The following is a 14,832-nucleotide window of genomic DNA, read 5'->3' on the forward strand; positions in this document are numbered from 1 at the left end:
ACTTTCTCTTAACTTTTCATATTTGTTTTCAGTTTGTGACATGAAAATTCCCCCCCTACTTAGTTAGTTGGGGGAATTATGACACAAACTAAGCTGTTTTACTATGTGGGGATAGTTTGACGCTTACGAGAAAATTAAATCTACATGGGTATGCTAGAAACCTAAAAAATGGTAAGATGCGTATTATACTAGCAGGTAATATTAAAGACATTGATATTTTAAAGACACGGCTACAAAGAAATAATAAGTTCCAAATAGAAAGTATAAAAGAAAGCAAATGGGAAAAACCTGTTAAGGTTGGGTTTAAAATCTATTAAGAAATAAGTACCCGTTGTGTTGATCGCAATTATGGTACTAAAAAAAGTTCTGTGAAAGAGAGAAAGAGTCTAGCTATGCTGGACTCTTTCTCTCTTTCAAGCAATAAATTATTTCAGCTATTATGCTTATTTGAAGTAATATTACAAAGATACTCGGTATAATCAAATATGAATCTATATTCAGGAGCGTAATCATTATTTTTGTAATAATGTCCTGGTCCTTTTCCGGGATTTGAATTTACTTCTAACAACCATAGTTTACCATTAATATCAATTGCAAAATCAAGGCCTAGTTCACCAAAAGGACCTATATCTTTATCTAGACATGAAACAATCTTTATAGCCACATTTTCTATATAGTCACTGTCTGGTACAATATCACCCTTTGAACTATATAGTTGAAGGTATATTTTATCATAAAACATACGTTTACCCCCTAAACTGTAATACATTTGTTTTTGTTCTTTAGCAATTCTCGCATAATTTTTTACAACATTCCACAGCCCCTTATTATCTTTACATACTAAAACCCGTAAATCAAAAGGACGATCTTTATACTTTAACAATCTAAGACCTTGCTGTACGATAATTTTTTTGTTTCCAATAAAGCTTTCAATTTGAGTTTTTACTTGTTTAAGATCATTTACTTCCACTTCATTCATTCCGTTCTTAAAATAACGAAGTTTATATTTGTTACTTGTCAACTTTTCAATAGATATTACTTGCTTACCCTGACTGCCATAGAAGGATTTCAAGAAAACAAAACTATAAGTCTTTAACATTTTCGTAACATCATTAAAATTTCTATATCGAATCGTCCTGGGTAAATAGTTAGCCATAGAATCGTAACCTTTTAGTTTTAGAAAAGGTTTCCACTTACCAAAATAATTGATACGGTTAATATATTTTATGTCGAGTTCTTTCTTAAACTTCCTTCGTATTTGTGTTGCTTTTTGTCTTTGCTCTTTTGTAAGCCTTGCTCTTCGATCATATACTACATTTGGTAAAGGCAACCATATATTAGCCCATTTATTCAATTTTGGTACATAAGTTAACCCTTTAACACGTTTTTTTGACCAATCAACACTATCAATGGAAAATAAATAAGTTAGAAAGTTTTTACTAATACCTGCTTTTAAAATCATAAATCAATCCTTTTTTTTCTTTGGTACTGTTAAAAGATTTGATTTTACAAAAATACCTAGAACAGGACCAAGATAAATTCTTTCATCGTTTCTCCAAATATTCAAGCTAATATTCTCAAGTTGGGTAAGATCACAATCGGTAAAAGAAGGTTTGAAGATATTAGAACTTAGGTAGAGAATATTTCTTTTCTCATTTCTATCTTTGTCACAAGGTTTTACTTTAATATTGCAAGTTGTTTTTCCAAAATGAAGCTTATACCTAGATTTTTCAGTTAATCCTAGGGAGTTATAAATATCCCGCGTGATACAGCATATATCCTCTAACTTACTGTCTGAATGACATTCTAGTTTAATATTCATATAAGTTTCTCCCCCCTCCCCTCTTGTTATCATTACAATTCGATTTAAGAGCCAAATAACGTGCATACTCAATTGGCCTTAGGTAAACATTCCTAGTAAACCTATCATCCCCTAATCTTCTCACGATATTTTTTCCAGCTTTACTGTTAACTTCTATGATCCAAACATAACCATCTTGAGATAAACCAAAATCAATACAAATATCTCCCAAGTGGTTATAGCCATTTTCTAGGTCCTTAGCTATTTGTAAAGAAATCTCTTTTATATAAGAATGTTTACTTTGTGTTAAACAATTGTTTTCTTTTATCATTTCATCAATTGTAATAAGCTTTGATGAAAAGTTTGTCTTATAAAAAGTTAGTCCTGATAGTCTACAAAAACCACCTGTTACCCCCCAATTACCAGTACCATCTTTTTGCACAAACATTCGAATATCATAAATATTGTTATCCACGCGGTCAAATTCGATATATTCCTGAACTATATATCGTGCTTTTCCAGATGTAATTGTTTCTATTTTATCTAGAAGTATTTTTTCATCATGAGTTGTTAGTGCTGGTGAATTTAAATGTTCATAAAAATAAAATTTATCGTTTAAATCTTTTTCCACTTTATAGACCTGTCTACCTAAACATCCCTTCCTAGATTTTAAGATAATTTTTTTATACCTGTGTAATAGGTCTATAAGTTGTTTTGATTTGAATTTATGGGTATTCGGTAGGTGACAGTTTGTGTCACCTTTTTTTAATATCCGATAGATCTTCCACTTATCAAACCTTGTTACATTGTTAAACACTTTGTTTTCACCAATAACTTCTTCAAGTTTGTATGCCCAGGTGTTGAAAGTAGTGAGTTTTCTCATAAAAACTGCATCAGGAAAAGAGACAACCCGCTCTTCATAATATCCATGTATTAATAAAAGTCCCTTTACATTCTTTTGTTCCCAATCTATACTCTTAGGGCTAAAAATAACCAAATCGACATTCAATTCAGGGGTACTTTTAAGTCTATGACTTGGTTTCAGTTTGTTTTTAAACACACCAATTAAAGGCTTTTTTTTACTCATTTTTATATCCCCCATCATATAATCAGCTTAAAGATATTTTAGTCTATTCTATGATGGAGCTGTCTAAATCGACATAACAAGTTCGAGGAAAATGGTATTTTAAATATCATAAAGAAATTTGGCATAGTCTTGTACTCCGGAGCAATGCCCTCTCTTTTTTCATAATTCTAAGCCCTTAGAGGTTTATTATTCACTTAAAGCAACCATAACTTACCGTGAATATCAATTGCTAAATCAATTCCTAGTTCTTCAAAACGGGCAAATTCTTCATCTATATAATTAACAGCATTAGTTGGCAAATTCTTCGATTTCATTACTGTCAGGAATCTTGTTAGTTTTACAATTTTCTATTAAACTAGGATAGATTTCATTAAAAAATACCCTTTCACTGCCTAGACTATAATTTGTTAAAGTTTGATTTTGTTTAAAAGCTATCCTTAAATAATTGTTCATAACTTTCCAAAGTCCTTTACTAAATTTCATTAACAAAACTCTAATATCAAAAGGTCTATCATGATATGTCAGTAACTTAATTCCTTGTTGAATAATATGCTCTTTCCCTTTGAGATTGTTTTCAATGACTTTTTTAGTTCTTCTTTTGTATTCAATTCTAGTCTTTGATATTCTTTAGAATAATAACTGACCTTGTATTTCTCCCTCTCTCTGCTTACTAATTGAGATTATTTGTTTACCTTCACGACAATAATAAGATTTTAGAAAAATAAGATCGTATCTTTTCAACATAATTAAAATATCTTTAAAACTGTTATACCTAATTGTATATGGTAAGTGCCTAGAAAGGTAATCATAATCAATCAAATATTTATAAGTTCTCCATTTACCAATATAATCTCGGTTATTAATAAATTTTGATTTTATATCTTTACGTAATTTTTTTCGAATTTCTTTAACCACATTCTTTTGTCTTTTAGGAAAACCAGAACCTCGATCATAAATTATATCTGGCATAGGCAAGTATACTTCCGCCCATTTGCAAAGTTTAGGAACATAAGTGATCCCTTTGATTAACGAAAATTGATAAGAAAGAAAGCCTTCTTTTATCCTGCTTCTAAATGTATGGGATCTATAGTATTATTATTGTAAACTGATAGCCTATTTGGTTTTACAAATATCCCTAGCACTGGTCCAAGATAAATATTGTCGCCTTTTCTATAAATGTTTAAATTAAAATCTTCTAAATTCAATTTATCCTTTGAAGTCAAAGTTGGTTGGAAAATATTTGATTGAAAATAAAGTGTATTTTTTTCATCCCTATTAGCACTAGGTTTCATTTGAACCTCGGAGCTTAATTTACCAAAATTCATCCTATACTTCTTTTTTTTATTCAAGTTCAAAAAATTGAATACTTTCTGTGATATATAACAGATATTACTGTTATTACTGTTATTAGGTGAACACTTCAAATGCACATTCATACTAGTTCCCCCTATTCTCCCATAAAAACTTTCCATAATTCAAAGGGTTAGCAAAAGACCTTTGAATCTTATCATCAGTACAAGCTAGGTAAATCGTGTCTTTTCCTGGTTTAGCGTTACATTCTATAAACCATATTTTTAAGTTTTTATCTAGGGCAAAATCAATTCCTATTTCACCAAAAGGTCCATATAATTTTTCTATTGAGTTAAAAGTGATTATCAAAAATTTTTCGATCCTATTTTTTAAATTATTTATATAATCAACAGAAAAGTTTAACTCATTTCTGAAGAAATTATCAAACTGATTAACAATAGCTCCCGAACTCGTGCTCGTAACATGACTATTTTTTCTCCCTATTCGAACCATATAAGGACCTACCTCAAGATTTCCTTGACCATTTTTTTGAACTTCTGCTCTCATATCTACATTACAGCCGTTAACTTTCAAAACATCAATTCCTGCTTGAATCATTACTTCCTTACCATAAAAGAAATTATTTATTTCTTCTATCAAATTATCAAATGAATTAAAGCTTTTAATTAATAATCGTTTACTTCGATATTTTAAGATAAAGGTGTTACCCTCTGCTCTTATATTGGCAACACCTAGGCTGTTATGTCCTAATATGTCTTTTAAATAAACACCTGAAAAGTTATTTAACATACTTAATAAGTCATGTGGTGATTTATATAAAATTGACTTTCTAAGATAAGGAGTCATCTCTTTAAAAGATAACAGGTTATTGTAAACATTCCACTTGTCAAAAAAGTATTTTGAGTTTATCTTCAACGGCTTGGCTATTTTATCAATTTCTTCCCTAATTTTTTGGGACTTTCTCTGCTGAGATGTAAGTGTTGCACCACCCCGATCATACAGTACATCGGGATAAGGGAACTCTTTAACCTGAAAAGTATGATTTTTATTACTATAATAAGTGCCATGTATTTTTTGTTGTGAAAAATCAATATCCTTAATTGAAAAAAAATATAGAATACTGTTCACATCTCGGTTCGCTTTACTCATTTTTAATTGTCTAAAATGGGGATGCTGTTTCTTTGCTTTACGAACTCGACCACTACTTATAAAAACACCTATAACAGGTCCAAGGTATATTTGATTATTTTTTATGAGTAAGTTCGTTTCCAATTTATCAATAATACCTACTTTATCTGCTATATACTTTGAAATGACTAAATCTTTTTCGGTGTTATTTTTATAACAGGTAGCTTTAGTTTTAAAAGTCCCAACATTTAAGTCAACATAGAGGGAGGAATTAAGTTTGTTAAATATGCTTGAAGGAACACTAATATTTGAGGTGTTTTTTTGGATAGTATTAATAACAACTTTTATAGATTTATTGTCCATTTGCTAGTCCCTTCCTTTCCATAATATTTAGGTACTATATTGTATTATTAAATGAATCCTTTAGTGCGGGAGCCTATGAAACTTCAGAGAATACAAATTATCATAAAAGCTTGTCCTTTCCATTTTTATAATTAAAAGGAGATTCAATTTGACTATTTCGTTAGTTGATTGTTACCCTCTTTTAAAGAAAGATTCCTCGCTATGGTAGATACTTATTACCAAAGTCTAGTATGTCTGCAACTTATCTATCTTGGAGTTGTTATAAGCGGTTACTCAATTCAACTTATTTATTATGAGATACTCTTTCAATAGGAAAGCTCATACATCTTGGCCCTCCACCACTTTTCAGGGTCTCTTTTAGATTTAATGCTATCACTTCAAAACCAAGAGCAGATAGTTGATAGTTAACATCTTTTGCTTTCGCATGACTGATAATTGTATCATTACCGATATTCAAAAGGTTACAAGCATGTTGAAAAACTTGTTCTTTAGTAACTTCGATTAGTTGAAAGTTTTTATCTTTGAGATAGTTCATAAAGTCTGTAGATAGTGCTTCAGGGCACACTATTGCCAATTTCTCAGCAATTACATTACAGATCATATCTATGTGTAGAAAGTCTTTATGAAAATCTACAGGAATTAGTTTAATTCCTGTATCTTGAAGGGCTAGCTCTAACTCTTTTATTCCTATCATATCAGTCCTTATTCCAATACCTACAGCAGCTGTCTGATCATCGAGATACATAAAGTCTCCACCTTCAAAAACTCAATGACTAAGCTTATGGTAGATAGGGATTTGATACTTTGATAAAGTATGTTCAAATAGTCTATGTTCACCCCGGCGAATTGCCTTGAAAAATCTACCCATAATAATTCCTTTTGGAGTAGTCACACCTAAATCTCTAGTATTTACTTGATAATTGATATGCTGATGGATCTCCGCAGGAATTACTTCAACACTATTGGATTTAAAAACATCTACAAATTCATCATGTTCTTTACATGCCCTATCTATATTGATCCCTACTTGATTATTCTTTTGAGATATCACATTAAGGGGGTTTTAATATTAAGATATTCTGGCCTCGCAAGAAGTACCTTTGTTAATTTGCTATATTCATCTATAACATTCGGCATTTTAGTCACCTCTTAAATTTATTCTTTATTAACTAATTTTAGTGTTACCTATAATGGTATGTGTTATTAATAATTTAAAATGATTAAAACTGTGTTTAGTCTCAAAAAGTCGTTAAATATTAGTTTTCCATAAGTACTTCCCATAGTTTAAAGGATTAGAGAAAGATCTATAAATTGTGTTATTATCACAAACAAGATATATTGTATCTTTTCCTGGTTTAGCATTGCATTCAATAAACCAAATATTCAGGTTATTATCTATAGCAAAATCAATTCCTATTTCTCCGAATGGACCATAAATACTCTCTATAGCATTAAAACTTTTCAAAAGAAATTTGCTAATTCTTTCTTTTATTTGAGCAATTGTCTTATCTGAATAGTTCAGTTTATTTCTAAAAAAATCATCAAAACTATATACAAGGCCGCCAGATCTAGTACTAGTAACATGATTAGCTTTGTTCCCCTTACGTACCATATAGGGACCTAACTCTATCTTTCCTTCACTATTTCTTTGTACTTCCGTTCGTAAATCTATATTGCAACCATCTACCTTTATTACATCAATTTCCTCTTGTAGAATTGCCTTACTATTTTGAAATAGTCTATTCAACTCATTTATTAATTGGTCAAATGAATAAAAATACTTAGTTAGTATTTTATTATTAGAATACATTAATTCAAAATTGCTATTTGAGAATTTTTTTGAGATAAGTCTGTCATAAAGTTTACGGAAAATTGAAGAGGAATTTTCGGCTCTTGTAACTCGTGCAATCCCATTACTATTATTCCCATAACAACTTTTAATGTAAATTGTTGAATTTAATTTAAATATGTCTATTAGATCATTCTGACTATTGTATAAGATGGATTTAGGTGAATAAGAAGACATCTCTTTATCTTTAACAAGATGGTTATAAACATCCCATTTGTCAAAAAAGTATCTTGAGTTGATTTTAAGTGGTGCAGCAGTTTTATTTAGTTCATTTCTTATTCTTTGTGATATTATTTTTTGTGATTTTAATGTGCCTCCTCCCCTATCATACAAAATATCTGGATATGGAAAGCTCTTTTCTTCAAACTTCTTAACATTTTTATTATAATGGGTACCATATATTCTTTGATTCTTAAAATCAACATCTTTAACTGAAAAAAAATATAAGATAGCGTTTGCCTCTTGATTGCCTTTCACCATTTCTATAAACCTAAAATGTATATGTTGTTTTTTTGCTTTTCTAACTCGTCCATTACTCACAAACACACCAATAACAGGTCCTAAGTGTATTTGATTATTATGAACGATCAAATTAGTTATAAGCTTATCACTAAGACCCATCTGTTGTGCTATATATTTTGGAATAAAGATTTTATTATCATCATTACCTTTACAACAAGTAACAGTTATTTTATTAATACTCACTTGAAAATCTATATGATTTGGATTATCTAAAAGCTTATATATTCTATGTGGCACCCAAAGAGTTTTAGAGGTATTTTGTATAATAGAAATAGTTACTTTAAATAGATTTTTCATAGTTCTCAACTCCTTCTTTCAAATTCTCATTACAGTGCTCTACTTTGTTAGTGGGGTATAGATAAGCGACTCCTTTCTAAATTATTTAGAAAGTTTACTTCACAATATGATTATAAATCTAAGGTGTTAATTAATAGGACATCTTCCTGACAAACAAAATATTATAAGAGTCTAAAAGACAAAAAAAGTGCAGCATTGCTACACCTTTTAATCTTAGTTATAATTTAGAGTTGTTACCACAGAGATATTTAGCATAATCAAATATTGCTTTATATTCTCTAGCTATCTCTGTACTTTCTAAGCCATAACCTTTTGATGGTTTTGTATTGACTTCTAATAACCATAGTTTTCCATTAATATCTATGGCAAAGTCTAACCCTAGTTCTCCAAAGTAACCGAATTCTTTATCAATATAATATGCACTTTTTGTTGCTAAACCCTCAATTTCTTCACTTGTTGGAATAGTATTATTAGTTATACTATACAATTTAGGGTATATTTTACTAAAATAAATTCTCTCACTACCTAGACTATAATTAGTTAATGTTTGTTCTTTTTTAAAAGCAATCCTAACATAATTTTTCATTACCTTCCATTGTCCTTTATTGTCTTTATTAAGTAATACTCTCAAATCAAAATTTCTATCTTGAAATTTCAATAATGTAATTCCTCGTTGTACTATAAACTTTCCTTCTTTAGCAAATTTATCAACTTGTTCTTTTAATTCTTCTTTAGAACTGACTTCAACTTCTCGTAATCCTTTAGAGTAGTAACTAAGTTTATATTTATTTTGTGAGTCAATTTTTTTTATAGACATCACTTGTTTACCCCTTTTACCATAAATAGCTTTTAAAAAAACAAAATTAAAACGTTTTAACATAGTTAAAATATCATTTATGCTTTTATAACGAACCGAATATGGTAAATGATTAGCTAATAGATCGTATTTTAACAGGTACTTATAAATTTTCCATTTACCAATGTGATCACGATTATTAATAAATTTTATATTTTCATTACTTTTTAATTCATTACGAATTATCTTGACTTTCTCCTTTTGACTTGTCGAAAAATCCGAGCCTCTATCATATACTACATTGGGTAAAGGTAACCAAACTTTAGTCCATCTGTTTAGTTTAGGCACATAAGTTATTCCGTTAACTCTTTTGTTTGGCCAATCGATACAATTAAATGTAAACAAATAACATAATAAAGATTTATAGGTACCAGCAATTAAATGAATGGGATCTGTAGTACTGTTATCATAAAACTTAAATCGTCTTGGTTTTACAAATATACCAATGACCGGACCTAATTTAATATTTTTTTCTTGTCTCCAAATATTAAGTGTCATGCCCTCAAAGTTACTAAACTCATCACTTGTAAATAAAGTATTAAAAATATCAGAACTAAGAAGAATTTTGCCATTACCCTCTTCGCTATGTTTACTAGGTTTTAGTATAATTTGTTTATTTAATACACCAAATTTTAGATGATAAATTTTATTATCTAAAAGATCTAAGGAATCGAATATTTTCCGAGAAATATAACAAATATCGCTTTTTTGACTATTATTTGGTATAATTTGTAATTTTGCCTTCATAAGAGTTCCCTCCCCAGAAAATGTGATTACTAGTACAATATAATATTAATATTTGAAAATAATAGTGTTTCGTTTTTTAATTTATAGATAAACAAATAAAAAAGCAGAAGTGAAATCACTTCTGCTCAGACTGTAGACAAATGGCCTTCTAAAATTGTTTTAGGAGGCCATTTTCTCTTCAAAATAACAATAATTTGGCGTAAAAAATAAAAAAACGAACTGCCCCTCTTCTTTTTCCAGGACCAGTTCGCTAACTTTTTCAAATTCATGGCAGCAAAAACAAGCATCGCTTGCGCTGCCACTTTACTCTTCCCACGAAGTGTGGTCCACCGCAAACCATGCTTTTCTTTTAAATCACCAAATACTCTCTCGATGGATTCTTTACGTTTTTCATAAATTTGTTTGTTATAATGTGTATGCCTTAGATGTTCTGCTTCATCTAAAGAATCTTGCCAGATATGCCTGGATATTACTTTTTGTTTATTTTGGCTTTGAGTACACTTATCTATATCAGGACAATTTTGACACACTTTGGGATCAGAGACATACTCTCTGTAACCTTCTCTATTAGTAGTACGATAATGTAATATATGCTCATGTGGACAAATATAGCAATCATAGTACTCATCGTACACATACTCATGTTTTCTAAAATATCCCTTCGGGGTTTGAGGACGTTTGTAAGGCATTACCGGATGAACATCTTCTTCAAAAAGAAAGTTCGCAATCGCAGGTGTTTTGTAACCTGCATCAACAGCTACTGTCTTGGGCTTTTTAACTCGCTCTTTAATCTTGTTAAACACATCAAAAAATACCTGACTGTCATGTACATTTGCAGCTTCTACAATACTACCTAGTACAAAGCCATTTCTATCACATGCAGTATGCCAGTTGTAAGCAAATAATCGTTCGCGCTCGTTCTTAACAAAGTAACCACTTTCCGGATCTGTTGTGCTTATTTTCCCCTCCCGAAACTCAGTTTTGTTTCGGGAGGGGAGAGGCTTTTTTCCGGATTTCTCTCGATCTATGTTTACTTCTTCATCTAATTTTTCTTGATATGCTCTGGTTTCGGTGCGAACTTTCTTTTTAATAAATTTCTTTTTGTTTGCATTTGCTTTTACATGTGTTGAGTCAATGAATACTTCTGAAGGATCTACAAACTCTCGATCTACTGCTTCTTTTAAGATACGATAAAATATCTGCTCAAAAACGTCTGTATCTCTAAACCTACGTTCATAGTTCTTTCCAAAAGTTGAAAAATGGGGTACCGGGTCATATAAACCTAAACCTAAAAACCAACGGTACGCTACATTGGTTTCAATCTCTTTTATGGTCTGTCTCATAGATCTTATCCCAAACAGATATTGAGTTAACACCATTTTTATTAAAACCACTGGATCTATGCTTGGACGACCTGTATCTTTCGAATAATAATCTTCAACTAAGTCATAGATAAAATCAAAATCGATGGCTTCATCTACTTTTCTTACTAAGTGATCGTTGGGTACTAAATCGTCCAGAATTACTATTTCTGCTGTTTTACGTTTCTCTCTTTCTTGCTTGTTTAGCACCTTTATCACCTCATGATATTTTTTCCGAAATTATTATTCTACAAAAAAAGCTTGTCGACCTGCCTATTCAATAGACTTTGTCGACAAGCTGAGCAGAAGTGAAATCACTTCTGCTAATTATCGTTTTCTTACTAAGATTTGTAGTTTTCTTGATAAAATTAAATCGCTTTTTTAACTTTTCTATAAATTAATTCTTTATTTATTCCACCATACATAGTAGGTTTTCCATTTATTGTTGTAAGTGGTATAGGTAATTCGTTATCAAGTGACTTTTTTGCCTCTGGATAATTATCCATATCAGTTTCATTTACATCAATAAAGTTTAGCTCTACTTTTGCAGCTAAATCACTATCATTAATAAAGTCTACTAACTCATTAAATAACTCCCCCATTGTAGGTTGTGGACCACAACCACCGTTACAGCCACAACCACCAGGAACAGGTTCAGATTTCACTCCAAAAATATCTACTTTCAGTTTATCTGTCATAATTACAACTCCCCCTTCAATTTGATATATCTCCAAATGTATTTAATATACTTTGGAGACGGTTTTATTATGCCAGATGATCATTAATTAAGACAACAATATATGATCATATATTCATACGTAATTCATCATTAATTATAACGTTTTCTGCCATATTTGTGAAGGAAATAATATAATTTTTTACAATTGTTTTATATTTTAAAATACTTATCTTCCTCACACAATGCAGAGTAGAGATTGTAACATAACAATAACATAATAATTGAGAAAGGTAGTGCTGCTGTTATGGCCATTTTTTGTAAAGCTTGAATACCTCCAACCCATAAAAGGATAAGAGCAATTCCTGATTGACTAGCTCCCCAAGTCACCTTTTTTGTTAAAGAAGGGTTCATGCTACCATTCGAACTCAGTATCCCTAAGACAAAAGTAGCAGAATCAGCACTAGTTATGAAAAATACAAAGAGTAGGATTAAAGAAATAGCTGATAATAGGCTACCTAATGGAATAGCTTCAAACATATGAAATAGAGCAAGAGAAGCATCTTTTTGTGCTATTTCTGCTAGATTTATTCCTTGTGTGAATTGTAATTTAAAACCTGTTCCTCCAAATACACTAAACCAGAGAAAAGTTAGTAATGTAGGGACAATTAGAACTCCATGAATAAATTCTTTTATAGTCCTACCACGAGAAATTCGTGCCACAAACAACCCTACGAAAGGTGACCAAGAAATCCACCATGCCCAATAAAATAATGTCCAAGATTGGATCCATTCATAGCCTATAAAAGGGCTAGAGTCCAAACTCATTTCAAGTAGGCGGTTAGTATAAGTGCCTATAGTACTAGTAAAAATATTTAGAATATAAGTTGTGGGGCCTACTATTAATAAAAATGTCATTAATAGTAATGCTACAAACATGTTCAATTTACTTAATGCTTGAATACCTTTATCTAACCCCACGATACTTGAGAGCATATAAAGAACTGTAGCTATTAATATTATAATTAAAGTTATATTAAATCCTTCAGAAAGACCATATAGATAGCTTAGTCCTGTATGGATTTGAGTTGCTCCAAGTCCAAGGGAAGTTGCTACTCCAAAAATTGTGGCAAGAACAGCTAAAATATCTATTATATATCCTGGTGTGCGATATATACTATCCCCTAACAAAGGATAAAAGCAAGAACTTATCAAAGGAGGCATCTCTCTACGAAAAGAAAAGTACGCAATTGATAAACTCATTATTATGTAAATTGCCCAGGGTTGCAAACCCCAATGAAAAAAACTATATCTCATACCAAAGCTAGCAGCATCTTTTGATGCATTTTGAATATGTTCTGGGGGTTCTAAGTAATGGACTAAAGGCTCACTAACCCCCCAAAAAATAAGACCAATACCCATACCTGCTGCAAATAACATACTGAACCATCCAAAGTAGCTATATTGAGGTTTTTCATGATCTTTTCCAAGTTTTATATTTCCAAATCGACTAAATGAGAGTCCGATTGCAAAGACTAAAAAAAAGATAGCTGATAACATATAAATCCAACCGAAATTATTTAATATACCATTATATGCCCAAGATACATATTTGGTCATTAGTTCTTGATCTATTATTCCAATAGCTAGAATTATTAGTGTTATAAAAAGAGATACGAAAAACACTATCTGTTTTTTAAAAGTTTCTTTTTTAGTAGCTATCGCTTTAAACATTTGACTCACCTCTTTACGGAACAAGTAATATAGAAGCCTGAGATTTTTTAAGGACTTGTTGCGCTGTAGAGCCTAGTAATATTTCACTAGGTTTTTTTATATTTAACTTGCCAAGTATAATTAAATCTGTATTATTATTTTTAGATTCATCGAGTATTTCCTTAGATGGTGTACCTACCTTATCTTTAGTAATAATATCTCTTCCACAATTATGTTGTTCCTTAATTTCTTCAAGCTTTTCTTTCACGTGTTCCCTTCTTTTTGATTCACTAAATGGATCGCCAGCTCTCTTTCCTATGTGTAAGTACTTTATTTTATTAGTTAAATTACTTATTTCATATAAAGGTGAACAAACTCTCTCAGTATTAGGCGAAAAATCAATTGCTATTATTAATTCGTTGAACAGCTTTTTATTTTCATCTTCTTTTAATGAAGGTCTATTTTTGTGTACAAAAACTGGTAAGTCAGTTAACCGAACTATATCAGCTGCCGTACTACCTAATAATATTTTCCCTAAGCGGTGCCGTTTGCTTGCAGGAAGATAAATGTAGTTAACACGACTATTTTTGGCACTAGATAGTAACTTGCTTGCTGTATGTCCAGAAGTAATTTCTGATGTAATTTCTAAATTAAAAAAGTTTTCATTTATCCACTGTTCAAAAACTTGTATTCTATTAGATAACTGTTTATAATTAGCAAATCCTGAATCAACCACATGACACATATGAACTCTTTTTGTACCTAATTTAGAGATAAGTGTTACATAAAAGAGTATATCAGTCTTGCTTTCCTGTAAAGTTATCGGCAGTAAAGCTTTTTGAAGCACTTAGGGACACCTCTCTTTAAAGATTAGATCGACTGGTAAGTCTTATATTTAAATATATTGAATAAAAACAAATTTAATGTTAGAAAATTTTTAAGGTAAAGTTTAGACATATTGCTATCTATGTAAAGAAAGAATTTAATTCAAAAAGAGAGTGTAAAATAAACGGTGTAAACCTTCCGAAATGATGTATAATAAAAATAGAATGGGAGGTTTGCACCGTTATGAATTTAATAGACAAAAAGCAAGTAAGAGAAATGATGAAACAAGGTAAACT

12 protein-coding genes and 3 pseudogenes are annotated in these 14,832 nt (G+C 30.5%); 1 reads left to right on the forward strand and 14 read right to left on the reverse strand.

Annotated features, from left to right (window positions below):
* Positions 1-116: 116 nt before the first annotated feature.
* The gene (locus CDO51_RS12185) at positions 117-317 is read left to right on the forward strand and encodes an acylphosphatase (protein ID WP_089024506.1); all 201 of its coding nucleotides are present in this window, start codon (positions 117-119) and stop codon (positions 315-317) included.
* A gap of 113 nt (positions 318-430) precedes the next feature.
* On the opposite strand, the gene CDO51_RS12190 is transcribed toward CDO51_RS12185, so the two are convergent.
* The 14 genes and pseudogenes from CDO51_RS12190 to CDO51_RS12260 form a co-directional block, all read right to left on the reverse strand.
* On the reverse strand, positions 431-1,462 hold the full coding sequence (locus CDO51_RS12190) for a YheC/YheD family endospore coat-associated protein (RefSeq protein ID WP_089024507.1): 1,032 nt from the start codon (positions 1,460-1,462) through the stop codon (positions 431-433).
* A 3-nt stretch (positions 1,463-1,465) separates the two neighbouring features.
* Entirely contained in the window at positions 1,466-1,822 is a 357-nt protein-coding gene (locus CDO51_RS12195; RefSeq protein ID WP_089024508.1) for a hypothetical protein, read from the reverse strand.
* Entirely contained in the window at positions 1,812-2,888 is a 1,077-nt protein-coding gene (locus tag CDO51_RS12200) for a YheC/YheD family protein (protein WP_158212462.1), read from the reverse strand. The genes CDO51_RS12195 and CDO51_RS12200 overlap by 11 nt, the downstream gene beginning before the upstream one ends.
* Before the next feature lie 194 nt (positions 2,889-3,082).
* Entirely contained in the window at positions 3,083-3,202 is a 120-nt protein-coding gene (locus CDO51_RS14795; RefSeq protein WP_240503575.1) for a YheC/YheD family protein, read from the reverse strand.
* Positions 3,177-3,857, reverse strand: a pseudogene (locus CDO51_RS15200) (YheC/YheD family protein). Before CDO51_RS15200 ends, CDO51_RS14795 begins: the two are co-directional and overlap by 26 nt.
* An 89-nt stretch (positions 3,858-3,946) precedes the next feature.
* Positions 3,947-4,324: a hypothetical protein gene (locus CDO51_RS12215; protein WP_089024512.1), complete on the reverse strand. Its 378-nt coding sequence runs from the start codon at positions 4,322-4,324 to the stop codon at positions 3,947-3,949.
* Position 4,325: 1 nt separating this feature from the next.
* A complete protein-coding gene (locus CDO51_RS12220; RefSeq protein ID WP_089024513.1) occupies positions 4,326-5,690 on the reverse strand; it encodes a YheC/YheD family endospore coat-associated protein in 1,365 nt (454 codons plus the stop codon).
* A 283-nt stretch (positions 5,691-5,973) separates the two neighbouring features.
* Positions 5,974-6,741, reverse strand: a pseudogene (locus tag CDO51_RS14800) (dimethylarginine dimethylaminohydrolase family protein).
* Positions 6,742-6,939: 198 nt separating this feature from the next.
* Positions 6,940-8,358 (reverse strand): YheC/YheD family endospore coat-associated protein, encoded by a 1,419-nt coding sequence (locus CDO51_RS12235; protein ID WP_089024516.1) that lies wholly within the window; start codon positions 8,356-8,358, stop codon positions 6,940-6,942.
* A gap of 217 nt (positions 8,359-8,575) precedes the next feature.
* Positions 8,576-9,961 carry a YheC/YheD family endospore coat-associated protein gene (locus CDO51_RS12240; RefSeq protein ID WP_089024517.1) on the reverse strand — a complete coding sequence of 462 codons (1,386 nt, stop codon included), beginning with the start codon at positions 9,959-9,961 and terminating at the stop codon, positions 8,576-8,578.
* Between the two features lie 115 nt (positions 9,962-10,076).
* Positions 10,077-11,532, reverse strand: a pseudogene (locus CDO51_RS12245) (IS1182 family transposase).
* A gap of 158 nt (positions 11,533-11,690) precedes the next feature.
* Positions 11,691-12,020, reverse strand: coding sequence for a hypothetical protein (locus CDO51_RS12250; RefSeq protein WP_089024519.1), 330 nt, complete (start codon positions 12,018-12,020; stop codon positions 11,691-11,693).
* 191 nt (positions 12,021-12,211) lie between these two features.
* Positions 12,212-13,732: a BCCT family transporter gene (locus CDO51_RS12255; protein WP_089024520.1), complete on the reverse strand. Its 1,521-nt coding sequence runs from the start codon at positions 13,730-13,732 to the stop codon at positions 12,212-12,214.
* Between the two features lie 13 nt (positions 13,733-13,745).
* Complete coding sequence (locus CDO51_RS12260; RefSeq protein WP_089024521.1) at positions 13,746-14,558, reverse strand: universal stress protein; 813 nt, start codon at positions 14,556-14,558, stop codon at positions 13,746-13,748.
* Positions 14,559-14,832: the final 274 nt, after the last annotated feature.

Source organism: Natranaerobius trueperi, from assembly GCF_002216005.1.
Classification (GTDB): Bacteria; Bacillota; Natranaerobiia; order Natranaerobiales; family Natranaerobiaceae; genus Natranaerobius_A; species Natranaerobius_A trueperi.